Origin of the sequence: Streptomyces sp. NPDC006923, assembly GCF_040635655.1 — a bacterium.
GTDB lineage: Bacteria > Actinomycetota > Actinomycetes > Streptomycetales > Streptomycetaceae > Streptomyces.
On sequence record NZ_JBEYIF010000007.1, the window covers coordinates 218,921 to 241,098 of the forward strand.

General features: G+C 73.1%; 20 protein-coding genes and 1 tRNA gene. 14 read left to right on the top strand and 7 right to left on the bottom strand.

Annotated elements, in window-relative coordinates:
* Positions 1-10: 10 nt before the first annotated feature.
* Complete coding sequence (locus ABZ707_RS16595; protein ID WP_360174383.1) at positions 11-532, bottom strand: universal stress protein; 522 nt, start codon at positions 530-532, stop codon at positions 11-13.
* 1,069 nt (positions 533-1,601) lie between these two features.
* Between ABZ707_RS16595 and ABZ707_RS16600 the strand changes: the two genes are divergently transcribed.
* The 3 genes from ABZ707_RS16600 (at position 1,602) to ABZ707_RS16610 (ending at position 3,769) form a co-directional block, all read left to right on the top strand.
* Complete coding sequence (locus ABZ707_RS16600) at positions 1,602-2,822, top strand: helix-turn-helix domain-containing protein (protein WP_360174386.1); 1,221 nt, start codon at positions 1,602-1,604, stop codon at positions 2,820-2,822.
* 10 nt (positions 2,823-2,832) lie between these two features.
* Positions 2,833-3,435 carry an oligoribonuclease gene (gene orn / locus ABZ707_RS16605; protein WP_360174389.1) on the top strand — a complete coding sequence of 201 codons (603 nt, stop codon included), beginning with the start codon at positions 2,833-2,835 and terminating at the stop codon, positions 3,433-3,435.
* A gap of 261 nt (positions 3,436-3,696) precedes the next feature.
* Positions 3,697-3,769: transfer RNA gene (locus tag ABZ707_RS16610), tRNA-His, on the top strand.
* 132 nt (positions 3,770-3,901) lie between these two features.
* Here ABZ707_RS16610 and ABZ707_RS16615 read toward each other — a convergent pair.
* Positions 3,902-4,951, bottom strand: a complete 1,050-nt coding sequence (locus ABZ707_RS16615) for a LacI family DNA-binding transcriptional regulator (protein WP_360174392.1) — start codon at positions 4,949-4,951, stop codon at positions 3,902-3,904.
* A gap of 282 nt (positions 4,952-5,233) precedes the next feature.
* On the opposite strand from ABZ707_RS16615, the gene ABZ707_RS16620 reads away from it, so the two are divergent.
* Genes ABZ707_RS16620 through ABZ707_RS16630 form a run of 3 tightly spaced genes read left to right on the top strand, consistent with a single transcriptional unit; the run spans position 5,234 to position 8,472 of the window.
* Positions 5,234-6,535, top strand: a complete 1,302-nt coding sequence (locus ABZ707_RS16620; RefSeq protein WP_360174395.1) for an ABC transporter substrate-binding protein — start codon at positions 5,234-5,236, stop codon at positions 6,533-6,535.
* Positions 6,536-6,538: 3 nt separating this feature from the next.
* Complete coding sequence (locus tag ABZ707_RS16625) at positions 6,539-7,561, top strand: sugar ABC transporter permease (protein WP_360174398.1); 1,023 nt, start codon at positions 6,539-6,541, stop codon at positions 7,559-7,561.
* A gap of 35 nt (positions 7,562-7,596) precedes the next feature.
* Positions 7,597-8,472 (top strand): carbohydrate ABC transporter permease, encoded by an 876-nt coding sequence (locus ABZ707_RS16630; protein ID WP_360174401.1) that lies wholly within the window; start codon positions 7,597-7,599, stop codon positions 8,470-8,472.
* A gap of 354 nt (positions 8,473-8,826) precedes the next feature.
* Here ABZ707_RS16630 and ABZ707_RS16635 read toward each other — a convergent pair whose 3' ends face one another.
* Positions 8,827-10,260 (bottom strand): HAMP domain-containing sensor histidine kinase, encoded by a 1,434-nt coding sequence (locus tag ABZ707_RS16635; RefSeq protein ID WP_360174404.1) that lies wholly within the window; start codon positions 10,258-10,260, stop codon positions 8,827-8,829.
* Positions 10,257-10,946 (bottom strand): response regulator transcription factor, encoded by a 690-nt coding sequence (locus tag ABZ707_RS16640; protein WP_360174407.1) that lies wholly within the window; start codon positions 10,944-10,946, stop codon positions 10,257-10,259. The genes ABZ707_RS16635 and ABZ707_RS16640 overlap by 4 nt, the downstream gene beginning before the upstream one ends.
* 119 nt (positions 10,947-11,065) lie before the next feature.
* Between ABZ707_RS16640 and ABZ707_RS16645 the strand changes: the two genes are divergently transcribed.
* Positions 11,066-11,608, top strand: a complete 543-nt coding sequence (locus tag ABZ707_RS16645) for a hypothetical protein (RefSeq protein ID WP_360174410.1) — start codon at positions 11,066-11,068, stop codon at positions 11,606-11,608.
* 18 nt (positions 11,609-11,626) lie between these two features.
* On the opposite strand, the gene ABZ707_RS16650 is transcribed toward ABZ707_RS16645, so the two are convergent.
* A complete protein-coding gene (locus ABZ707_RS16650; protein WP_360174413.1) occupies positions 11,627-12,490 on the bottom strand; it encodes a fused MFS/spermidine synthase in 864 nt (287 codons plus the stop codon).
* A 62-nt stretch (positions 12,491-12,552) separates the two neighbouring features.
* Positions 12,553-12,978, bottom strand: coding sequence for a hypothetical protein (locus tag ABZ707_RS16655; protein WP_360174921.1), 426 nt, complete (start codon positions 12,976-12,978; stop codon positions 12,553-12,555).
* Positions 12,979-13,259: 281 nt separating this feature from the next.
* Between ABZ707_RS16655 and ABZ707_RS16660 the strand changes: the two genes are divergently transcribed.
* Entirely contained in the window at positions 13,260-14,651 is a 1,392-nt protein-coding gene (locus ABZ707_RS16660; protein ID WP_360174416.1) for a tetratricopeptide repeat protein, read from the top strand.
* A gap of 64 nt (positions 14,652-14,715) precedes the next feature.
* Here ABZ707_RS16660 and ABZ707_RS16665 read toward each other — a convergent pair whose 3' ends face one another.
* A complete protein-coding gene (locus ABZ707_RS16665; protein ID WP_360174419.1) occupies positions 14,716-15,312 on the bottom strand; it encodes a histidine phosphatase family protein in 597 nt (198 codons plus the stop codon).
* 218 nt (positions 15,313-15,530) lie between these two features.
* On the opposite strand from ABZ707_RS16665, the gene ABZ707_RS16670 reads away from it, so the two are divergent.
* The 6 genes from ABZ707_RS16670 to ABZ707_RS16695 all read left to right on the top strand — a co-directional run bounded on the left by ABZ707_RS16670 (position 15,531) and on the right by ABZ707_RS16695 (position 22,166).
* Entirely contained in the window at positions 15,531-16,460 is a 930-nt protein-coding gene (locus ABZ707_RS16670) for a phosphatase PAP2 family protein (protein WP_360174422.1), read from the top strand.
* On the top strand, positions 16,387-17,673 hold the full coding sequence (locus ABZ707_RS16675; protein WP_360174425.1) for a hypothetical protein: 1,287 nt from the start codon (positions 16,387-16,389) through the stop codon (positions 17,671-17,673). The genes ABZ707_RS16670 and ABZ707_RS16675 overlap by 74 nt, the downstream gene beginning before the upstream one ends.
* Positions 17,673-19,310: a hypothetical protein gene (locus ABZ707_RS16680; RefSeq protein ID WP_360174428.1), complete on the top strand. Its 1,638-nt coding sequence runs from the start codon at positions 17,673-17,675 to the stop codon at positions 19,308-19,310. Before ABZ707_RS16675 ends, ABZ707_RS16680 begins: the two co-directional genes overlap by 1 nt.
* Before the next feature lie 43 nt (positions 19,311-19,353).
* Complete coding sequence (locus ABZ707_RS16685; RefSeq protein WP_360174431.1) at positions 19,354-20,817, top strand: AAA domain-containing protein; 1,464 nt, start codon at positions 19,354-19,356, stop codon at positions 20,815-20,817.
* Between the two features lie 130 nt (positions 20,818-20,947).
* The gene (locus ABZ707_RS16690; RefSeq protein ID WP_360174434.1) at positions 20,948-21,295 is read left to right on the top strand and encodes a hypothetical protein; all 348 of its coding nucleotides are present in this window, start codon (positions 20,948-20,950) and stop codon (positions 21,293-21,295) included.
* 187 nt (positions 21,296-21,482) lie between these two features.
* Entirely contained in the window at positions 21,483-22,166 is a 684-nt protein-coding gene (locus ABZ707_RS16695) for a hypothetical protein (RefSeq protein ID WP_360174437.1), read from the top strand.
* Positions 22,167-22,178: the final 12 nt, after the last annotated feature.

The following is a 22,178-nucleotide window of genomic DNA, read 5'->3' on the forward strand; positions in this document are numbered from 1 at the left end:
CAGCGCGTTGTCAGGGGATCACCACGACGGGCCGCTGCGCCCGGCGTGCGAGCCGTCCCGCCACCGAGCCGAAGATCCTCCCGACGATGCCGTGCGTCGAACCGACGACGATCGCGTCGGCCGAGTACTCCTGGCCGACCTCTTCGAGTTCGTGGCAGATGTCACCGCCACGCTCGACCAGGATCCACGGCACTTCGGTGAGGTAGTCCGCACAGGCCAGTTCCAGCCCGAGCACCTCGGTGCGGTGATCGGGGACATCCACGAAGACCGGAGGTTCGCACCCCGCCCAGACCGTGGTGGGTAGTCGGTTGGCGACATGGACGATAATCAGGCCGGAGCCCAGGCGCCGGGCCATGCCGATGGCGTAGGCGAGTGCCCGCTCGCTGGAGGTCGAGCCGTCGAAGCCGACGACCACCCCGTGCTGGAAGGCGGGATCGCAGGAAGCGCGCGTCTGTTCCGCCGCTCGCAGGCCCGACAGCGGGTCGGCTACCTGCTTGCGGTCAGCGGGTTCAGGGATTTCGTGACCGGCCATTGATGTCTCGGCGAAGGAAGTCCTCGTGAGAAGGAGCGACAAGTGGCGTGGCGGCGGAGCTGTGTCCGGGAATCATCTTCCCAACCCCATACCCCGAAGGGTACGGCGACACACTTTTCATGCCCGGTGCCGACCGCCCCACACACGGCGTTCCAGGGAGCATGCACGAGGCCGCCCAGGATGGCAATGCCGGATGGCATCTACAGCAGTCCCGCGCGGTGACCGGAAGGCTCCGCTCCGCGCCGGCCCCCGGCCCCGCCACCGCCACCGGGGAGCCCCCGCACCCGCATCACCGAGCGCTCGGGTCCCCCCGGACGCACCGCGGCGAGGACGCCGGGCGGCGCGGCACCGGCCCTTCCCGGCGCCCGCCGTGCCCGCCGCCCGGACTGCCCCGGCGCCGCCGGGGCAGGCGCTCCGACGGACCGCGTTCAGTGGTCCGCTGGTCCCCGGCGGTCCTCTCGGTGCCCGGCGCGGCGGGAACCACCGCAGGGGGACGCGGCGCCGTGGCGGCCATCCGCCAACCTCTGCCGCTCCGGTCGCCGGGCGCGGCGGCTCACGACCGCGCGCGACGGTGGCGCGGACACGCCGAACGAACGGAACATCACCGAGCCGGCGCGCCCGGAAGTGGCCGGGGAGCGCGCCTCGGCTCACGCGTGCGCGAGAGTGGTGCGCCGGGAGATTAAGAGCTTCGTACAGACGCACCCATCGCTTTTCAGCCAACTTCTGACGCGCGTGGCACCCTTGGCGAAATGGCCTGCCAACCCCCTTGCCACCAGGGAAGAAAGGACCGCCCCGGTCCTCCGCACCCTACGGGGACGGGCCATGCGCGTGAGGCCCACTTCCACTCTCGGCTCCCGAGTGGAACGCTTCGTGATCGAATGCTTCGCGCCAAGTTGCCTTGTCGACATAGCGGCGGATGGAGAACTTGTCACGCCGGCACCACGGGACACAGTAGATTCGATCATGAGTATCGAAGGCTGGGGACCCGTGCAAAACCGAGGGGAATCGTGCAGGAGCGAGAGGCCCGACAAGAACGGGGAGACGCGAACACCGAGGGGGGCTTAGCACCATGAGCCAGGACTCCACCACCGCACCGGAGTCAGCACGAAAGCTTGCCGGGCGCCGCCGCCGGGAAGTCGTCGCTGTGCTGCTCTTCAGCGGCGGCCCCATCTTCGAGAGCTCCATCCCGCTCTCCGTGTTCGGAATCGACCGCCAGGACGCCGGGGTTCCCCGCTACCGCCTGCTCGTCTGCGCCGGGGAAGACGGACCGCTGCGGACCACCGGCGGTCTCGAACTCAGCGCGCCGTACGGCCTGGAGGCGATCAGCAGGGCCGGCACGGTGGTCGTACCGGCCTGGCGGTCGATCACCTCGCCGCCGCCGCCGGAGGCACTGGACGCGCTGCGCCGCGCCCATGAGGAGGGCGCGAGGATCGTCGGCCTGTGCACCGGCGCGTTCGTCCTGGCGGCGGCCGGTCTGCTGGACGGCCGGCCGGCCACCACACACTGGATGTACGCACCGACACTCGCCAAGCGCTATCCGTCCGTCCATGTGGATCCGAGGGAGCTGTTCGTCGACGACGGCGATGTGCTCACCTCGGCGGGCACGGCGGCCGGAATCGATCTGTGTCTGCATATAGTCCGAACGGACCACGGCGCGGAGGCCGCGGGGGCGCTCGCCCGCCGGCTGGTCGTACCGCCGCGGCGCAGTGGCGGCCAGGAACGCTATCTGGACAGGTCTTTACCAGAGGAAATCGGCTCCGACCCGCTTGCCGAGGTCGTGGCCTGGGCGCTGGAGCATCTGCACGAGCAGTTCGACGTGGAGACGCTCGCGGCCCGCGCGTACATGAGCCGCCGCACCTTCGACCGGCGGTTCCGCTCGCTCACCGGGAGCGCGCCGTTGCAGTGGCTGATCACCCAGCGGGTGCTGCAGGCGCAGCGGCTGCTGGAGACCTCCGACTACTCGGTCGACGAGGTCGCGGGCCGCTGCGGCTTCCGCTCTCCCGTGGCGCTGCGCGGCCACTTCAGGCGGCAGCTCGGATCCTCTCCCGCGGCCTACCGGTCCGCCTACCGGGCACGCCGCCCGCAGGGCGATTCCATGCCGCCGGGAGTCATGGAGCCGGTCGTGCCCGCCCAGGCGTCCGCGCAGTCCAGGCGGGCCGCCGCGACGGCGGGCCCGCCCGGTCAGGCGGCGGCCTCGTCGGCGCTGCCCGAGCACGGCAAGCCGGGTTCGGACGTGTACGCGGCAGGTCCGGGCCGTCCGAGTCTGCCCGGCCAGCGGAGCGCCCCGTAGGGTAAGGCGCATGAACGATCGCATGGTGTGGATCGACTGCGAGATGACCGGGCTCTCGTTGGCGGACGACGCACTCATCGAGGTGGCCGCGCTGGTCACCGACTCGGAACTGAATGTGCTCGGTGAAGGGGTGGACATCGTGATCCGCCCGCCGGACGCGGCGCTGGAGACCATGCCCGAGGTGGTGCGGCAGATGCACACCACCTCGGGCCTCCTCGACGAGCTGGCGGGCGGCACCACGCTGGCCGCCGCCGAGGAGCAGGTCCTGGCGTATGTACGCCAGCACGTCAAGGAACCCGGCAAGGCGCCGCTCTGCGGGAACTCGGTCGGCACCGACCGCGGCTTCCTGTTCCGGGACATGCCGGACCTGGAGGGTTACCTCCACTACCGGATCGTCGATGTCTCCTCGGTCAAGGAACTGGCCCGCCGCTGGTATCCCCGGGCCTACTTCAACAGCCCGGCGAAGAGCGGCAACCACCGCGCGCTCGCCGACATCCGGGAATCCATCGCGGAGCTGCGCTACTACCGCGAGGCGGTCTTCGTCCCGCAGCCGGGTCCGGACTCCGACACGGCCAAACAGATCGCCGCGAAGCACGTGCTGCCCCCGGAGTAGACCGGGCCGAGGCCCGGACGCACCCCGGGTGCCGCCGTTCCCCGGGTGGTCCGGCCGAGGTCGGGCGGGGCCAGGGGGCGGGGGGGCCGCAGCCGTGGCACGCGGGGCGGCGGGTGCCGGGCCGTAGAGCCTCCGCACGAACCGGACGAGAGGCCCCGGTCACGGGCCGGGCCCCGGTCGGCGCCGCATCAATACGGGCGCGAGCACCCTCGCGGACCCTGTACACTTTTTCTCGGCCGGTCAGGGAAAAGACCGGTCATGGTGGGTATAGCTCAGCTGGTAGAGCACCTGGTTGTGGTCCAGGATGTCGCGGGTTCGAGTCCCGTTACTCACCCTTCCGGATTCGCCCTCGTACCTGTAGGAAAAGGTACGAGGGCGAATCTGTTTCTGTGACCGGCCCGCCCGGGTCCCCCCTGCCCGGTCGGCCCCCCGCTCGGCCTGCGCCGCGCCGTCTCCGGCGGTTCCGTCAGGACGAATCCCGTATCACCAGTCGCGTCGGGAGCACGATCTGGTGCGGCCCGGGGGTCGTCCGACCCTGGCGGGACGCGATCTCCGAGAGGACGAGGCCGGCCATCGCCCGGCCCATCTCCGCCGTCGGCTGGCGGACGCTGGTCAGTGGCGGATCCATGTGGCGGGCGGTCGCCGAGTCGTCGAAGCCGACCAGGGCCACATCGTCCGGCACCCGGCGGCCCGCCGCGCGCAGGGCCCGGCGGGCGCCCGCCGCCATCACGTCGGACGCCGCGAAGACCGCGTCCAGAGCGGGTCTGCGGGCCAGCAGTTCGCACATGGCGCGGCGGCCGCCCTCCTCGGTGAAGTCGGCCACGGCCGTGAGCTGCTCGTCGGGAGCGAGGCCCGCCTCGGTACGAGCCCGGCGGTAGCCGTCGAGGCGGCAGGCCGCGCCGTAGACCTCCAGGCTGCCGGTGATGGTCGCGACGGTGCGACGGCCCCGCGCGTGCAGGTGGGCCACGGCGCTGCGGGCGCCCTCGGCGTTGTCCGAGTCGACGGAGGGCAGCGGCTCGTCGGCCGACCTGCGACCGCTGATGACGGTCGGTATGCCGAGCCCGCCCAGCAGTTCCGGCAGCGGATCACCGGCGCGCGCCGACACGATCAGCACACCGTCGGTGCGGTGCGAGGCCAGATAGCGCGCGAGACGGCCGCGCTCGCGGTCGCCGCCCGCGAAGGTCAGCAGCAATTGCATCCCGCTGTCGGCGAGAGCCTCGCCGATTCCATGGACGATGTCCGAGAAGTACGGCTCGGCGAAGAACCGCGCCTCGGGCTCGGGCACCACCAGGGCGATGGCGTCCGAGCGGTTGGCGGCGAGCGCGCGGGCAGCCGGATTCGGTACGTATCCCAGCTCGGCGACGGCGGCCTCCACCGCGGCTCTGGTCCGCGTGCTGACCCGGGGCGAGCCGTTGATCACCCGCGAGACCGTGCCCCGGCCGACCCCGGCGCGGGCCGCCACCTCTTCGAGTGTGGGGAGCCCGCCGCCGCGCCGGCGCGCCGTACCGGATGTCATCTGTGCCTCCTCGCCGGATACCGGACAACATTAGACATCGGGCGACAGACACCCCGTTCCAGGGTGCGCCGAGATCGCCGTATATCAGGCCATACTCTGACAAGCGGATAAACGAGTCATCTCCCACTGTCCGATTCCTTGCGCCTCCGGGGCCCGGACGGCGCTTCACAGCGCTTGGGAGCGCTCCCAAATCACCGGCCGTCCCTGCCCCGCGTACCCTGGCCGCGCCCGGCGGCGTGCGGCGCACCGGAGCGGGCCCGGACAGGGCCCGAGGAGGACGTCATGCGTTCAGTCACCCGCATCTCCCTCCGGGTGGTGGTCCTCACGGTCGTCGCCGCGCTCGGCGCCGGTGGTCTGGCGGGCTGCGGGCAGGACGGGGACTCCGGTGACGGCAGGACGACGCTCACCATCGGCGTCTTCGGTGCCTTCGGCCTGAAGGAGGCCGGGCTCTACGACCAGTACATGAGGCTCCACAGGGACATCGTCATCAAGCAGACCTCCATCGAACGCAACGAGAACTACTACCCGCAGCTCCTCACCCATCTCGGCAGCGGCAGCGGACTCGCGGACATCCAGGCCGTCGAGGTCGGCAATATCGCCGAGATCACCGCCACCCAGTCGGACAAGCTGGTGGACCTCGGCAGGGCCGAGGGCGTACGGCGGGAGAGCTTCCTGCCCTGGAAGTGGGCGCAGGCGACCGGCGCAGACGGCAGAACCACGGGGCTCGGCACCGACGTCGGACCGCAGGCCGTCTGCTATCGCAAGGATCTCTTCGCCAAGGCCGGTCTGCCCACCGGCCGCGAGGCGGTCGGCAGGCTCTGGGCGGGCGACTGGCGGAAGTATCTGGCCACCGGCCGGCGCTACCAGGCCAAGGCACCGGCCGGAACGGCCTTCGTGGACTCGGCGAGCGGCGTGCTGAGCGCCATGAGCGGCAGCGGCGCGAGCCGTTTCTACGACCAGGACGGCCAGGTCGTCTACAAGACCAGCCCGGCCGTACGGCGGTCCTGGGACACCGCCGCGCGGTTCGCGAGGGCGGGTCTGACCGCCAGGCTCCAGCAGTTCACACCGGCCTGGGACCAGGGATACGCGAACGCCGCCTTCGCCACCGTCTCCTGCCCGGCGTGGATGCTCGGCTACATCCAGGACAAGGCCGGCCCGGCGGGCCGAGGCAGGTGGGACGTGGCCGCCGCGCCGAGGCCCGGCAACTGGGGCGGCTCCTTCCTGGTGGTGCCCGAGGCGGGCAGGCACAAGAAGGAGGCGGCCAGGCTCGCCGCCTGGCTGACGGCGCCCGAGCAGCAGGCGGCGCTGTTCGCGAAACGCGGCAGTTTTCCCAGCTCCCGGGCCGCGTACGCGCTGCCCGCGGTGTCCGGCGCCACCCATCCGTACTTCGGCGGCGCGCCGATCGGCGAGATCTTCTCGCGGGCCGCCGAGGGCGTACCGGTCCAGATCGTCGGACCGAAGGATCTGATCATCGCTCAGAACCTGGCCGACGTCGGCATGCTCCAGGTCGACCAGAAGGGCACCTCGTCGCAGGACGGCTGGAACGCCGCGGTCAAGGCGATCGACAACGCGCTGGACCACTGACCGATGGCCAGTGACGCGCCCGCCGCCGCGCCCTCCGAGGAGGAAGGCGCGGTCCCGGCACCGCGAACGGCGGCCGGCCGGAGGCCCGCGGGCAGGACGGCGGAGGAACGCCGCCGGGAGCGGCGCAGCCGGCGCTACCGCCGTGATGTGCGGTGGAGCCCGTACGCCTTCGTCGCGCCGTTCTTTGTCTTCTTCCTGGCCTTCGGGCTCTTCCCGCTGCTCTACACCGGCTGGGCGGCGCTGCACCGGGTGGAGCTGACCGCGCCCACCGAGATGGAGTGGGTGGGGCTCCGGAACTTCTCCCGGCTGCTGGGCGACGACTTCTTCTGGAACGCGCTGAGGAACACCGTCACCATCGGGCTGATGTCCACCGTGCCCCAGTTGGCGATCGCGCTGGGGATCGCGCATCTGCTCAACTACCGGCTGCGCGGCTCGACGTTCTTCCGGGTCGCGGTGCTGACGCCGTACGCGACGTCGGTGGCCGCCGCGACGCTTGTCTTCGTCCTGCTCTTCGGCCGCGACTACGGGATGATCAACTGGGCGCTGGGGCTGCTCGGTCTGGATCCGGTCGACTGGCAGAACGGCGCCTGGACCTCGAAGCTCGCGGTCTCCGCCATCGTCGTCTGGCGGTGGACCGGTTACAACGCGCTGATCTATCTGGCGGCGATGCAGGCCATCCCCGAGGAGTTGTACGAGTCGGCGGCGCTGGACGGCGCTTCGCGCCTGCGGCAGTTCATCCATGTGACCGTGCCGTCGCTGCGGCCGACGATTCTGTTCACCTGTGTGGTCTCGACGATCGGCGCGACGCAGCTCTTCGGCGAACCGCTGCTGTTCAACAGCGGCGCGGGCGCGACGGGGGGCGCGAACCATCAGTTCCAGACGCTCGGGCTCTATCTGTACGAGCAGGGCTGGGTGAATCTGCATCTCGGCCGGGCCTCGGCGATCGCCTGGGCGATGTTCCTGATCCTGCTGGTCGTCGGCGCGGTGAACTGGGCCGTCGCACGTCGTCTGCGCAAGAGCTCATGAGGCCCGTCACGTTCGCGCGATCCGGAGGGAGCGATATGACGGCGATTCCGGAGCCGGCCGCGCGCGCCGCGCGGCGGGGGGCGGCGGGGCGGCAGTCGTACGGCGGCCGGTTCACCAGCGCCGTACTGGTCCTGTTCACCGCGGGCTCGCTGTTCCCGCTGGTGTGGACGGCCGTGGCGGCCTCCCAGAGCAACAGCAGGCTCGCCCGGACTCCCCCGCCGTTCTGGTTCGGCGGCAATCTCCTCCGGAATCTGGAGATCGCCTGGACCGAGGCCAACCTCGGTACGGCCCTGCTCAATACGACGGTGGTCGCCGGTGCCGTCACGGCCGGCACGGTCCTCTTCTCGACGCTCGCCGGCTTCGCCTTCGCCAAGCTGCGTTTCCGGTTCCGGAATCCGCTGCTGCTGCTGGTGATCGGCACGATGATGGTGCCGCCGCAGCTCAGCGTCGTACCGCTGTACATGATGATCGCCGAGCTGTCCTGGACCGACCGGCTCCAGTCGGTCGTCCTGCCCACCCTCGTCAGCGCCTTCGGGGTGTTCTTCATGCGGCAGTACCTCGCGCAGGCGCTGCCCACCGAGCTGATCGAGGCGGCGAGGGTGGACGGCGCGAACAGTTGGCGCGTCATGTGGCATGTCGTCCTGCCCGCCGCGCGGCCCGCGATGGCGGTGCTGGGGATGCTGACCTTCGTGATGGCCTGGAACGACTTCTTCTGGCCGATCATCGCCCTCACCCAGAGCGGCAACCCCACCGTGCAGGTGGCGCTCACCGGTCTCGGCCGCGGTTATGTCCCCGACCAGTCGGTGATCATGGCCGGGGCGCTGCTGGGCACGCTGCCGCTGCTGCTGGCCTTCGTGGTCTTCGGCAGACAGATCGTCGGCGGCATCATGCAGGGCGCCGTCAAGGGCTGAGCGCTCTCACCGCCGGGGCGGCGCGCGGCGGGGACCTCTGTACACGCGCGCCCCGGCCGGATGGGGAGTGAACCGGCCGGGACGGCGCGTGGCGGCTGGTGGGGGCAGCCGGTGGGGGGTGCGGCTCCTGCGACGGGGACGGGTGGGGGGCTCGCAGGAGCCGAGGTCCTGGTGGGCGCGATGGCGCTCGGGGCGGAGGTGAGGGGCGAGTACGGGGACGGGCAGTACGCTAGCCGCCGCCATCCGGGCAAACAGCCCGTTCCGGACGGAGACTGAGCTTCTTAGGGTGCGCTTAAGGAGCGCATCGGCCGGACGAAAGGTTCGGCCCCCGGACCTCAGCCTTGCCCCCGGGCCTCAGCCTCGCGCCCGGACCTCGGCGGCGGCCCCGCGTCCCGTCGCGCCCCGCTTGCGCCGGCCCAGCCGGTGGCCGCCGGACCCGCCCGGGGAGCGCCATCCGTCCAGTCCGATCCAGATGCGTACCTCGGTGCCGCCGAGCACCGAGCGTCCGATCCGGACATCGCCGCCCGTCGACTCCGCGACTCTGCGCACGATGTCGAGACCCAGCCCGGTCGAGCCCTCCCGGCCCCCGCTGTTGCCCCGGACGAGGGCGGCCTGCGGATCGGCGATACCGGGGCCCGCGTCCGAGACCAGGACGATCACGGCGTCCTCGCCGTTGTGCACATCGACGGAGAAGGCCGTGCCCTCCGGGGTGTGGCGGAAGACATTGCCGAGCAACGCGTCGAGCGCGGCGGCCAGTTCGGCCCTGCCGACCGGGATGCGTACGGGCCTGCCGACGCCCGCGAGCCGTACCGTACGGCCCTCGTCCTCCGCCAGCGCCGACCAGAAGTCCATCCGCTCCCGGACGACTTCGGAGACGTCGCAGCCGCCGGCCGCCCCCGGCGAGGTGTGCGACTTGGCCTGCCTGGCGGTACGGATGATGGTGTCAACCTCCCGCTCCAACTGCGCGACGGCGGCCCTGGTCTGGTCGGCGGCCGGGCCCTCGCCCAGTGAGGCCGCGTTGAGACGCAGGACGGTGAGCGGCGTACGCAGCCGGTGCGAGAGGTCGGCCGCGAGCTCGCGCTCATTGGCGAGGAGCTGTACCACCTGGTCGGCCATGGAGTTGAAGGCGATCGCGGCCGACCGCAGCTCGGGCGGCCCCTCCTCGGGGACACGGACCCCCAGCTTTCCCTCGCCCAGGGCGTGCGCGGCGTACGCGAGCCGCTGCGCGGGCTCGACCATCCGCAACCCCAGCCGGTCGGCGACGGCGACCGAGCCCACGACCAGCGCCAGGCCCACTCCGGCGAGCACCAGCCAGGCGGTGGTGATCCCGTTGGACACCTCATCGTCCGGGACGTACACCTCGACGATCGCGATCTGCGGCGCGCCGAGGGACCGGCCGGAGCCGATCGCGGTCGGCTGGAGCAGCGCGAAGCCGCCGGTGACCTTGGTGATGGAGGCACGGCCCAGCCGCTGGACGGTCCGCAGGTCCTTGCCGGCGGCCCGGCGCGTGCCGATCTCCAGCGGGCGGCCGTCCACCTCGTCGACGGGCGGGACATGGACGGCCATCCGTCCCGCGGCGCCGGCCTGGGTGGAGGCGATGGCCCGCTCCAGCTCACCGCGTTCGGTGGTGATGGAGAGGGTGGGGCCGATGGCGGCGGCCTGCCGTTCGGCGTTGGTGAAGGCCCGGTCCCTGGCCATCTCCTTGACGACCAGCCCCAGGGGCACGGCGAAGGCCACCACGACCATCACGGTGACGGCCAGGGCCACTTTGACCAGGGCCCATCTCATGCCGGCGGCTCCAGCTTCACGCCGACGCCCCGCAGGGTGTGCAGATAGCGCGGCCGGGCCGCCGTCTCCCCCAGCTTGCGGCGCAGCCAGGACAGATGGACGTCGATCGTCTGGTCGTCGCCGTACGACTGCTGCCAGACCTCGGCGAGCAGCTCCTTGCGGGGTACGACCACACCGGGGCGCCCGGCGAGAAAGGTCAGCAGGTCGAACTCACGCCGTGTCAGGTCCAGTTGCCTGCCGTCCAGTTCCGCCTGACGGCGCAGCGGGTCGATGGCGAGGCCGCCGACCCGGATCACCCGCGGCGGCGCCGCCCCGTCGGAGGTGGTGCGCGAGCGGCGCAGGACGGCCGCCATCCTGGCCGAGAGATGCTCCACCGAGAACGGCTTGGTGAGGTAGTCGTCCGCGCCGTCGTTGAGCAGCCGTACGATCTCGGTCTCGTCGTCCCGCGCGGTGGCGATGATCACCGGTACGTCGGTGATGCCGCGCAGCATCTTCAGCGCCTCGGCGCCGTCGAGATCGGGCAGGCCGAGGTCGAGTATGACCACGTCGAACTGGAAATGGGCGACCTCGCGCAGGGCCTCCAGGGCGGTGCCGACGCTCCGTACGGTGTGGGAGGCGTCGGTCAGGTGCCTGATGAGTGCGGACCGCACGAACTGGTCGTCCTCGACCACGAGCACACTGGGCATGGGCGGCACCGTACGCCATCCGGGCGCCGGAGAAGGCCCGTCCGCCGGGTCCCGTCCGGTCCGCGCCTCCCCGGGGACTCGCGGGACAGGTGTGGCGGGCGTGGTGCACTATGGCCCCGATGCGCAGAGGACTCGTACATGCCGTGGCATGGTCGCTCGCCACCGGCGCCGCCGTCACGCTGTCCTGGTGGGGGGTGCACACCGTCATGGCCGGGACGGCGTACGACCCGCCGCGCGCGCTTCCGCTCCCGGCCGACGGGGCGTCGGCGCGGGGCGTGGTGCCCGTCGCCTCCTCGACGCGGCGGCCACCGAGCCCGTCCGCGAAGCCGGCTCCGTCCGCCCCGGCGGCTTCGCCGGGCAGAAGCCACCGTCCGTCGCCGACGCGGTCGGCGCCGAAGCCGGAGCGCAGCCCGGCCCGGAGCGCGCCGCCCGCCGCCACCGGCCAGGTGCGGAGCTACGCGGTCGACGGCGGCCGGGTCGTCTTCGACATCGGCGCGGACTCGGCGGAGCTGGTCTCGGCGACGCCGGACGCGGGCTGGCAGATGCAGGCGTGGACGCAACCGACCTGGATCCGGGTGACGTTCACCCGGAACGGCCGGGAGGTCTCGGTGTTCTGCACCTGGAACGGGCATCCGCCGATGGTGCAGTTCGACGACCGCTGAGCCGGGACCGGACAGCCCTTAGGTGAAGGCGTCGGCCGGGGGCGCCGGCGACGGCTTGGCGCTCGCGTCGGTGACCGGGAGCGCGCCGCCGGTGAAGTCGGCCAGCGCCCGGCCGTGTTCCACCCGCCCCGGGTGCGGATCGCCCGCGACCCTGCGGGTCAGTTCGGCGACGGGCAGGTCGCGGTCCGAGGCGAGCAGCACGGCGTTGCCGAAGCGGCGGCCGCGCAGCACGGTGGGGTCGGCGGCGAGCGCGAGCCGCCCGAAGGCTGCTGCGGCGGTGGCGATCTGGCCGCGCAGATGGCCGAGCGGCGGGCCGTCGGCGAGATTCGCGACGTAACAGCCGTCCGGCCGCAGGACCCGGCGTACGTCCGTCAGGAACTCCGCGCTGGTGAGATGCGCCGGGGTGCGGGCGCCGCCGAACACATCAGCGATCACCAGATCCGCCCAGCCGTCGGGCACCTTGCCGAGACCCGCGCGGGCGTCGGCCGAGCGGACCCGGATACGGGCGCCGGAGTCCAGCGGGAGCCGCTGACGGACGAACTGGACGAGGGCCGCGTCCAGTTCCACGATCTGCTGCGTCGAGCGCGGGCGGGTGGCGGCGATGTAGCGGGCGAGGGTGAAGGCCCCGCCGCCCAGATGCACCACCCGCAGTGGCTGGTGCGCGGGCGCCACAAGATCGATGACATGGCCGAGTCTGCGCTGGTACTCGAAGGACAGATACCCGGGGTCGTCGAGGTCGACAAACGACTGCGGGGCGCCGTCGAGCAGCAGCGTCCAGGCCCGGGGCCGCTCGCGGTCCGGTATCAGCTCGGCGGTCCCGCTGTCGACGGTCTCAGTCACGGCCCGGGCCGCGCTCCGCGAGCCTCGTCTGTTCTTTGCCACCGGGCCATTATCGGCCGCCGGGCCGTCCGGCCGTCACCGGCCGCCGGGCCCCCGGCGCCGGACTACCTGCACCGGTCGGCCGCCTCGATCATCCGTGCCGCCTCACCCAGCGCCTCCCGCAGCACCGCCGGATCCGTGACCGGGCCCGTGTCGTCGGGCGGCAGCAGCCAGGCCGGGCCCGAGCCGGGCGGGCCGGCGGGCAGCCGCAGGCCGCGCCCGTTCGTCCGCGTACAGGCGCTGCCGGGCATGTCCCACTCCTCCGCCGTACCCGGCGGGACGAGAAAGCCGAGGGTGTCGCAGGAGCCGTCGTGGAGCACGGGGCCCACCACCGGCGTGGCGCCGCGCCGCAGGATGTCCACCGCTTCGAGCCCCTGCCGGGCCGGAACCGTCACCAGGTCGGGGGCGTCTCCGGCGTCGCCTGGCGGAGCGCTGAACCCCTGGTCGGCCGTGCGCCGAACAGTCGTCCGAGAGCCACCGCTGGTCTCCATACCGACCTCCAACTGCAACAAGGGAATCCCTCCTCGTCGAGCGCGGACACATAGAGCGTCCGCGCAAGGTTCAACGCGGAAAGGCGTCAACAGCTACGGCGGCACGCCGCCGCAAAGGATGGCAGTTCATGGCAGATCGTGGGTGAGATATCCGTTATGTAGCCAAACCAAGCGTGTGCACCCCATCACAACCGGTACGTTCTTGCTCCGCCGGATCCACCGGAGTTGGGCACCACAGGACACCGGCGGTCACACCGGCTGCACCAAGAGAGGGCTCGGCCATGGCGTCGTCTCGGACGGTTCCCAACCTCGCCTTCCGTCGGCTGCGCGCACAGCGCTCGCCGGGGGAGTTCGCCGCCGCCGTACGCAGAGCCGCGCGGGAGATCGGTGAACAGGTCGCCTGCGACGCACGTTACATCGGACGGGTGGAGGCGGGCGAGATCCGCTGTCCCAACTACGCGTATGAACGGGTCTTCCTTCATATGTTCCCCGGCCGGACCCTGGTGGACCTGGGCTTCTCGGCACGCGAAGACGTACGCGGCCGGGCGGCGCGGCCCACGCCCGGCACACCCCCCGCCTTCCCCGTTCCCTCCCCAGCGGCCCCGACCCCGGCCCCCACACCGGCTTCCGTCAAGAACCACAGCGACACCAGCGAGGAGAGCGACGTGCAGCGTCGCGCATTCATGACCGGCGGCCCCACCGTGGTGGCGACCGTTTCCCTCGGTCTCGGCGGGGCGCCCGCCGCGGCCGTGCCCGGGCCGCGACGGGTCGGCGAGGCCGAAGTGCGCGCCGTCGAAGAGGCGGTACGCCGCATCCGGCTGCTCGACGACCGGCACGGCGCGGACGGGCTCTACCGCGGCGCCGCCCAGCCGCTGCGCGCCGCCTACGCGCTGCTCGACACGGGCACGCCCACCCGCAGGTCGACCGCGGAGCGGCTGCATTCGGGCGCGGGCGAGCTGTCGATCTCGGTGGGCTGGCTCGCGCACGACTCCGGCCGTTTCGACGACGCCCGGTCGCACTACGCGGAGGCGCTGGCGACCGCGCGGGTCGCGGGCGATCCGGCGCTGGAGGCCCACGCCTTCTGCAACACGTCGTTCCTGGCACGGGACTCGGGCCGCCACCGGGAGGCGGTGCGCGCCGCGCAGGCCGGCCGGCGCGCGGCCAGGCAGCTCTTCTCGGCCCGGCTGCTGTCGCTGCTCGCCCTGCGGGAGGCGGGCGGCTGGGCCGGGCTCGGCGACCGAACGGGCTGTGAGCAGGCCCTGTCCCAGGCCCACAGCCTCTTCGAGCAGGGCGCCTCGGAGGCGGACCCCGAGTGGATGTCCTTCTTCGGCGAACCGGAGCTGGAGGCGCAGGAGGCGCTGTGCCACGCGGCGCTGGGCGACTGGGTCCGGGCGGCCCGCCACGCGTACCGGGCGACGGTCCTTCAGGATCCGCACTTCGCCCGCAATCTCGCGCTCTACCGGGCGGAGCTGGCCACCGACCTGGCCCGCGCGGGCCGGCCCGACGAGGCCGCCGCGGCCGGCCAGCAGGTGCTGGACCTGCTGGACGAGGTCCAGTCCTCGCGCATCCACGCGCGGCTCGCCACGGCGGCCCGGGTCCTGCTGCCCCAGCGGCGGCTGCCGGAGGTGGGGGCGTTCCTGGACCGCCACACCTCGACGGGTGTCCGCCCCTGAACCCGAACCGCAGGAGCGTGCTGAGCGGCGGCGCCGTCTCCGTACCGCCGGGGCACCCGGGACGTCAGGACACCAGGTGTCCGGTGTCGTTCCAGACCTCGATCGCCGGCATGTCGTACGCCCAGCTCAGCACCGACACCGAGGTCGGATCGAGCCGGACGCGGGCCGCGAAGGAGATGTCCTCGCCCAGCCAGCGCGCGCCGATCGAGCGCAGGATGTGGCCGTGCGCGAAGAGCAGGACGTCACGGTCAGCCGAGCGCGCCCAGGCCACGACCTCGTCCGCGCGCGCGGAGACCTGGGCCAGGGTCTCGCCGTCCGGGACACCGTCGCGCCATATCAGCCAGCCGGGACGGCCGGCCTTGATCTGCGCCGGGGTCATGCCCTCGTACGCGCCGTAGTCGAACTCCATCAGCGCGTCCCACTCCTCGGCCCGGTCACCGAACCCGGCGAGCTCGCAGGTCTCGCGCGCGCGGGCCAGCGGACTGGTCCTGATCTCGGCGCCGGCCAGCCCCGCCCAGGGCTCCCGGTGCAGCCGTTCACCCAGCAGCTTCGCGCCGCGGCGGCCCTCGTCGAGCAGCGGAATGTCCGTCCTGCCGGTGTGCCGGCCGGACAGCGACCAGGCCGTCTGGCCATGCCGGGCGAGCAGGATGCGCGGTGCCATGGGGGCTCTCCCTGAAGTTCACAACGGGTGCCGTTCCATCATCGCGTACCTGAACGCAGGGCAACCCGCAGGGGGATATCGGCGTCCCTCTGTGCGTCAGGGGGTGAATGTTGTGAAAGGCGAATTCGGGGGTACACCCGCCCGAGGGCTCGACCACGTACACCGTACGGTTGACTCCCGGCCGAAAGCCGCGTGAACACAGGATGGAGACTGCCCGAATGCCGCACAGCTCCAGCGCGACAGAGGGGTCGCGCCCCCGGCCTCAGTGGTGGGCGGAGCTGACGCTCATCGTCTTGGTGTACGCCGCGTATTCGGGCGGCCGGCTGCTGGCACGCGGCGACGTACCGGCGGCTGTCGACCACGGGCTGGCGATCCTGCGCATAGAGAAGGCGCTCTTCCTCAACGCCGAACACCCGCTCAACCGGCTCTTCACCAGTACCCCCGCCCTCGGCATACCCGCCGACTTCGCCTATGCCTCGCTCCACTATGTCGTCACCCCGGCCGTGCTCGTCTGGGTCTTCCGCCGCCGCCCGGCCGGCTACCGGGCCGCCCGCACCTGGCTGATGCTCGCCACTCTGCTGGGCCTGATCGGCTTCACGCTGCTGCCCACCTGCCCGCCGCGGCTGCTGGCGCCCGCGCACGGTTTCGTCGACACGATGGCCCAGTACAGCTCGTACGGCTGGTGGGGCGCGGAGGCCAGCGCGCCGCGCGGCCTGGGCGGGATGACCAACCAGTACGCGGCGATGCCGAGCCTGCATGTCGGCTGGGCGCTGTGGTGCGGCGTGATGCTGTGGCGGCACGCGCGCACGCCGCTGGTGCGATGGCTGGGGCTGGCCTACCCGCTGGTGATCACCGTGGTGGTGATGGGCACGGCCAACCACTACTTCCTGGACGCGGTCGCGGGCGCCGCCGTGATGGCCGCCGGTGCGCTGATGACCAGGCCGGCGCTGCGCGCCGCCGACCGGATGCGGGACGCGGCGGCCCGCCTCCCGATGCCGTCGCCGGAGCCGTCCCGCACCACGCCGTTCCCCCGGCCGTCCCCGATTGTCAGCAGCGGGTGCGAGACTTCCGCGGGTGAGCGATTCCCCGGGCAGCGGACCCGTACCAGTACCTCCTCCGCGGACGACGCTCCGGCGACGGCTCGCTGAGCTGCGCGGGCCGGCCGTCGTGCCGCACCCGCTCGACGCCCGCGCGCTGGCCGCCCTCGCGGCCAACCCGGGCTGCCGGCGGCGCGCCCTGCTCGACGGCGCCGGGGTCGACAAGGCGGCGCTCGCCACGGCGCTCGGCTCGCCCGCTCCGTTCGGCCAGTCGCAGTTCGCCTTCATGCGGGGCAACGCCTTCGAGGCCAGGGTGAAGGCCGACGGCGGTACGGAGCTGCTGCGGCTGCTGCACGACCGGCTGGGCGGGCAGGCTCCGGCCCCCGTCCCCGGCGAGGTCCTCGTGCCCGATCTGTCGGCGGCCGGTCCGGAGGGCCGCACCGCGCGCACGGCACTGGCGCTGCGCGAGGCGACGGAGGCGGGAGCCTGGGCGCTGCTGGACCATCCGCTGCTCGCCCTGGAGGTGGCCGGTTCGCCGGCCTATCTGGAGCCGGACGCGGTGGTGGTGCGGCCCGACGGCCGGTGGACGGTCGTGGAGATCAAGTCCTTCCCGATGATCGACGGTTCCGCCGACGCGGCGAAGGTGGGCGCGGCGGCGCGCCAGGCGGCGGTGTACGTACTGGCGCTGGAGCGGGTCGCGGCCCGCACGCCGGGCGCGGAGGTGAGCGACCGCGTGCTGCTGGTCTGCCCGAAGGACTTCTCCAATCTGCCGGCCGCGTCCGTGGTCGATGTGCGCAAACAGCTTTCGGTGACGCGCCGTCAGCTCACCCGGCTGACCCGGATCGAGGACATCGCCGCGGCCCTGCCCGAGGGCACGACCTTCGACCTGGAGCGGTGCTCGGGCGAGGAGCTGACGGCGGCGGTCGAATCGGTCTCCGCCGCCTACGCCCCCGAGTGCCTGGCCGCCTGCGAGCTGGCCTTCCACTGCCGGTCCCGGACGCGCGCGGCGGGCGCGGTGGAGGCGCTCGGCCGGAGCGTACGGGGCGAACTGGGCGCGCTGACCACGGTCGGCGCCGTTCTGGCGGCGGCTCATGGCGAGGCCGGGGATCCGGCGGACCCGACGGTCGCGGCGCTGCGCAGGGCGGCGGAGCTGCGCGCGGAGGCACTGGCGGGCGCGGGCCTGCCCGCTGCCCGCGGCGCCCGGGCCGGGGCCGGTGGCGGTGGCGGCGGGACGGCGCTGTCACCGGCCGGGGTCCCGGCGGGGGACGGCGGGCCGGGCCCGGACGGCGTGAAGAGCCCGGACGGCGTGGAGAGTGAGGGCTGATGTCGCTGATCAGTACGCTCGCCCGGCTGGAGGCCGTGGCGAGCGGCCGGGCCCAGCCCCTGGCCACCGTCCGGCACCGCCGGATCTCCGGCCGGCCGCTCGTGCTGGTGCCGCTCACCACCTCGGGCGAGGCGGGCGCCCCGCTCGGCGCGCTCGTGGGGACGGACCGGGACACGCCCCGGCTGCTGACCGTCGCGCAGCCGCGCGACCGCGATCTCCGGTTCGCGTTCCTCGGTGAGCTGGCCGAGGCCGTGCTGCCGTACCTGGACGCGTACGCCGACGTCGTCGAGCCCGCCGAACGCAACGAGACCGACCCGGAGACCGGCAAGCGGGTCAAGGTCGAGGTCGAACTGTGCGTGGACGCGCCGCAGTTGATCGTGCCGAGCCGGCCCGGCATCGATCTCGTACGGCTGCTGGGACGGTCGACGCGGTTCCGGCGGACCGCCGAGGAGGACCCGGACGCGCCCTATCCCGCGCCGCCGCGTGTGCCGCTGCTCGGCCGCTGGCTGACGCACTTCGGCGAGCGGGCCCGGGTGCCCGGCTCCTCGCTGCTGCTCGCGATGACCGATGTGCTGAACCGCCACTGGGCGACCGGCCAGTCCAGCCTGGAGGACCAGCACCTCGGCGCGCTGCTCGCCTGGATCGATCCGCGGGACGGCTCCTCGGGCGCCGAGGCGGCGCTCCGGGCGGAGCTGGAGCGGGACCGGGGCGGGCAGTTGGTGTGCCCGCCGGCCGGTCCGGCGACGGATCCGGCGTTCGACAACAGGCTGCTCGCTCCCGCGATCGAGCGGTACGACCTGGCGCGTCAGGCGCTCGCCGCGGCCGAGGACGGGCCCGACGCCGAGGAGCGGCTGGCCCGGCTGACCGCCGCCGAGCAGGAGATCCGGGCGCTGCTCGGCGGTGTGCTGCGGCCCACCTGGGACGCCGTGTGGCGGGGCCTCGACCTGCTGCGCGAGTTGCCCGAGGGCGCCAGGGTGGCCGACCGCTGGACACGCGACCGCTGGTCGTTCACCGGCCACCGGGACCGGGTCCGCGCCGGTGAGCCGCCGCAGCCCCGGCGGGACGACGCGGTGACCGCCGCGCAGAAGCTGGCCGCGCGCGAGACGGCGCAGGGCCAACTGGAGGCGCAGGAGGCCCTCGACGACCCGCTGGTGCTCGCGGGACGCAGGCTGTCCGGCGAGGCGTTCCTCGGTGAGGTCACGGAGGTGGTGATGGCCTACAGCGAGAGCAAACGGCCGAGCCCGCGCCCGCTGGTGACCGTGCGCACCGACGACCGTCCGCATCTCGACGCGGGCACCAAGGTGTACCGCTCGCTGGACGGCAGGCCGCAGTCGGCTGAGTTCGTGCGGTACATCCCGGGCGCCGACGGCGGTGAGGAGGCCCTGCTGCTGCGGCTGACGGACCGGATGGGACGGAGCAAGGAGCCGGCGCCCGGCTCCGTACCGGAGAAGGGCGACCGTATCGCCTGGACCCTCTTCGAGCACGACCAGCGAGGTGGTCCCAGGCTGCCGGACCCGGAAGAGACACCCTGGACCCATGGCGGTCCTCCGGGCGCGGAGGACCTGGCCGTTGGGGCGGGGGCTGCCACGGGACCGGTGAGCGATCCCGACCCGGTGACCGAGGAGGACTTCCTGTGACCCGCACCCGTCCCGCACCACCGTCCGCTCCCGGAGCCGCCCGATGACCGCGCCCGCCGCTTCCGGACAGACCGCGTCCGGAGCCGCTCCCTTCCGCCCAGGTGTCCCCGGCGCCCTCGGTGCCGGGGGCCCTGGTGCCCGCGACGCCGGTGCCTTCCAGGACGGTGGCTCCCATGACGGTGCCTTCGATCCCGGCGCCGAGGCCACCCGCGCCACCGACGCGATCCTGCGCGACACGCTGCACGGTGCCCACCGGGGCGTTGTCGTCGACTCGCCGCCCGGCGCGGGCAAGTCGACACTCGTCGTACGGGCCGCGCGGGAACTGGCCGCCGCCGGGCGGCCGTTGATGGTCGTCGCGCAGACCAACGCCCAGGTGGACGACCTGGTCGCGCGGCTCGCCGAGAAGGATCCCGGGCTGCCCGTCGGCCGTCTGCACAGCAATGACCCCGATCCGTACGACAAGGCGCTGGACGACTTGCCGAACGTCAGGAAGTCGGCGAAAGCCGCGGATCTGGCGGGCCTCGACGTCGTGATCTCCACCGCCGCGAAATGGGCGCATGTGCAGGGCGTGGAGCCCTGGCGGCACGCCATCGTCGACGAGGCGTACCAGATGCGTTCTGACGCGCTGCTCGCCGTCGCCGGCCTCTTCGAGCGCGCGCTGTTCGTCGGCGACCCCGGCCAGCTCGACCCGTTCAGCGTGGTGGGCGCCGACCAGTGGGCGGGGCTGTCGTACGACCCGTCCGCGAGCGCGGTCTCCACGCTCCTCGCGCACAACCCCGAGCTGCCCCAGCACCGGCTGCCGGTCTCCTGGCGGCTGCCCGCGTCGGCCGCGCCGCTGGTGTCCGGCGCGTTCTACCCGTACACGCCGTTCCGCAGCGGTACGGGCCCCGGCGACCGCCGGCTCACCTTCGGGATCGCGTCCGGCGGATCGGGGCCCGACCGGGTGCTGGACGAGGCCGCGGAGTCGGGCTGGGGGTTGCTGGAGCTGCCCGCCCGCCGTACGCCCAGGACGGATCCCGAGGCGGTACGGGCCGTGGCGCTTGTCGTCCGCAGGGCGCTGGACCGCGGTGGTGCGGCCGTCAGCGAGCGCTCCCCGGAGCCGGTGCCGCTGACGGCCGACCGGATCGCGGTCGGTACGGCCCACCGCGACCAGGCGGCGGCGGTCCGCGCGGCCCTCGCGGAGCTGGGCGTGAGCGGGGTCGCGGTGGACACCGCGAACCGTTTGCAGGGCCGGGAGTTCGATGTCACGGTGGTGCTCCACCCGCTCTCGGGCCGGCCCGACGCGACGGCGTTCCATCTGGAGACGGGCCGGCTGTGTGTGCTCACCTCCCGGCACCGGCATGCCTGTGTCGTCGTGTGCCGCGCGGGCGTGGCGGAGCTGCTCGACGAACACCCGTCGACGGAACCGGTCCAGCTCGGGGTCACGGTGAAGTTCCCGGACGGCTGGGAGGCGAACCACGCGGTCCTGGCCCAGCTCGCGGAACACCGCGTGAGCTGGCGCCCCTGAAGCCGGGCGGGGGCCCGGCGTGGGACCCGCGCGCGTGGGGCGTCGCGGGCCGCTCGAAGGCCCACTTGCGCCGGGCGGGAGAATGGACGGTGGCCCAATGGCCCGTACACGCACGAGCAGGAGGAAAGTGATGGCGGATCCCGAGCGGAGTGAGCGGCGGCTGCGTCCCGCGCCACTGCTCTTCGAGCCCTCGGAGGCGGTCGCCGACCCCGAGCACTTCTTCGACCTGGAGTCCGTCGTCGACCCCGCGGAGCTGCTGGCCAGGGCCACCGAGCTGACGCTCGCCTTCCGGGCGGCGACCGACCGGGCCGTCGAGTTCCAGGCGATCGCCGCCGCCCAGCTCGCCGATCCGCGCCGCTTCGACCGGCTCACGACCGCGGACATCGCAGAGCGCGCGGAGTGGACCGAGGACTATGCCGCGAAGATGGTCGAGTTCGGCCGGGATCTGCTGCGCGGCGACGGCCTGGCCGGGCAGTGACCCGGCGGGCCCCGGCGGGCCCCGGCGGGCATGCCTCCGCCGGGGACGGCGCGCCCGCTGCCGGGCGCATCCGGCACCAGCCGTGTGGCATATGCCGGGGCGCACGGTACCGCTCTTCGTGCGGTCCTGTCCCGTTTTCCGCGAACTCTCGGGAACGACTCCGTTACTCCCGGTAGACCTGACCGTCATGAGCGCATGGCCACGAAATGAATCGCCCCTGAGTTCCGGCTTGACCGACGAAGAGCGCCGCTCCGACATCCTCGGCCTCCTCCGCGACGAGGCCCGTCACCAGACCGCGCGGGTCACCTCGTCCGGCGCGGACTGGCTCGCCTCCGCAGGACCGTTTCCCCGCTCGACGCTCTCCCGCTGGACCGCCCTCCCGACCGCACCGGCCGTCCTCCCCTGCGGTTCCGTCTTCGACGTCGTGAACGCTCCCGCGATCTTCGGCCGGCTCATGCTGAACCGCCTGTGGTCGGAGGGGCCGGGATCGGGCCCGGTCGCCGCCCACCGCGGCCGGACCCTGCTCTTCGCCGCGCCCGGCACCGCCCAGCGGCTGCCGTCCCTGCTGTCCTGGGAGGAGTGGGGCGGCCCGGGGTCCGGCGGGCGGGCCGGCGCCGTACCGCCGCTGTTCTGCCACGGCGCCGGCGACGCGGTGACCGTACCGCCGCTCGTCCCCGGCGCGTCCTCGGCGCCGCGCTGGCTGGTCGCCCCCGACACCCGCGACCCGTGGCTGCCGGGGCCCGACGTCCTGCTCTGGGCCTGTGTACGGGTGGCCCGCGCGACGGCGCGGGCCACCCGTGCCGGAGCCGGGGCCGTACCGCTGCCCGGGGCAGCCGGTCACGGTGACCGGCTGCCCCAGTCGTGCTCCTGACCGGTGGCCCTC

What these genes read in the sequence shown, in the direction of transcription:
- ABZ707_RS16595 (WP_360174383.1), bottom strand. Translation starts at nt 532, where the DNA reads ATGGCCGGTCACGAAATCCCTGAACCCGCTGACCGCAAGCAGGTAGCC.
- ABZ707_RS16600 (WP_360174386.1), top strand. Translation starts at nt 1,602, where the DNA reads ATGAGCCAGGACTCCACCACCGCACCGGAGTCAGCACGAAAGCTTGCC.
- orn (WP_360174389.1), top strand. Translation starts at nt 2,833, where the DNA reads ATGAACGATCGCATGGTGTGGATCGACTGCGAGATGACCGGGCTCTCG.
- ABZ707_RS16615 (WP_360174392.1), bottom strand. Translation starts at nt 4,951, where the DNA reads ATGACATCCGGTACGGCGCGCCGGCGCGGCGGCGGGCTCCCCACACTC.
- ABZ707_RS16620 (WP_360174395.1), top strand. Translation starts at nt 5,234, where the DNA reads ATGCGTTCAGTCACCCGCATCTCCCTCCGGGTGGTGGTCCTCACGGTC.
- ABZ707_RS16625 (WP_360174398.1), top strand. Translation starts at nt 6,539, where the DNA reads ATGGCCAGTGACGCGCCCGCCGCCGCGCCCTCCGAGGAGGAAGGCGCG.
- ABZ707_RS16630 (WP_360174401.1), top strand. Translation starts at nt 7,597, where the DNA reads ATGACGGCGATTCCGGAGCCGGCCGCGCGCGCCGCGCGGCGGGGGGCG.
- ABZ707_RS16635 (WP_360174404.1), bottom strand. Translation starts at nt 10,260, where the DNA reads ATGAGATGGGCCCTGGTCAAAGTGGCCCTGGCCGTCACCGTGATGGTC.
- ABZ707_RS16640 (WP_360174407.1), bottom strand. Translation starts at nt 10,946, where the DNA reads ATGCCCAGTGTGCTCGTGGTCGAGGACGACCAGTTCGTGCGGTCCGCA.
- ABZ707_RS16645 (WP_360174410.1), top strand. Translation starts at nt 11,066, where the DNA reads ATGCGCAGAGGACTCGTACATGCCGTGGCATGGTCGCTCGCCACCGGC.
- ABZ707_RS16655 (WP_360174921.1), bottom strand. Translation starts at nt 12,978, where the DNA reads ATGGAGACCAGCGGTGGCTCTCGGACGACTGTTCGGCGCACGGCCGAC.
- ABZ707_RS16660 (WP_360174416.1), top strand. Translation starts at nt 13,260, where the DNA reads ATGGCGTCGTCTCGGACGGTTCCCAACCTCGCCTTCCGTCGGCTGCGC.
- ABZ707_RS16665 (WP_360174419.1), bottom strand. Translation starts at nt 15,312, where the DNA reads ATGGCACCGCGCATCCTGCTCGCCCGGCATGGCCAGACGGCCTGGTCG.
- ABZ707_RS16670 (WP_360174422.1), top strand. Translation starts at nt 15,531, where the DNA reads ATGCCGCACAGCTCCAGCGCGACAGAGGGGTCGCGCCCCCGGCCTCAG.
- ABZ707_RS16680 (WP_360174428.1), top strand. Translation starts at nt 17,673, where the DNA reads ATGTCGCTGATCAGTACGCTCGCCCGGCTGGAGGCCGTGGCGAGCGGC.
- ABZ707_RS16685 (WP_360174431.1), top strand. Translation starts at nt 19,354, where the DNA reads ATGACCGCGCCCGCCGCTTCCGGACAGACCGCGTCCGGAGCCGCTCCC.
- ABZ707_RS16690 (WP_360174434.1), top strand. Translation starts at nt 20,948, where the DNA reads ATGGCGGATCCCGAGCGGAGTGAGCGGCGGCTGCGTCCCGCGCCACTG.
- ABZ707_RS16695 (WP_360174437.1), top strand. Translation starts at nt 21,483, where the DNA reads ATGAGCGCATGGCCACGAAATGAATCGCCCCTGAGTTCCGGCTTGACC.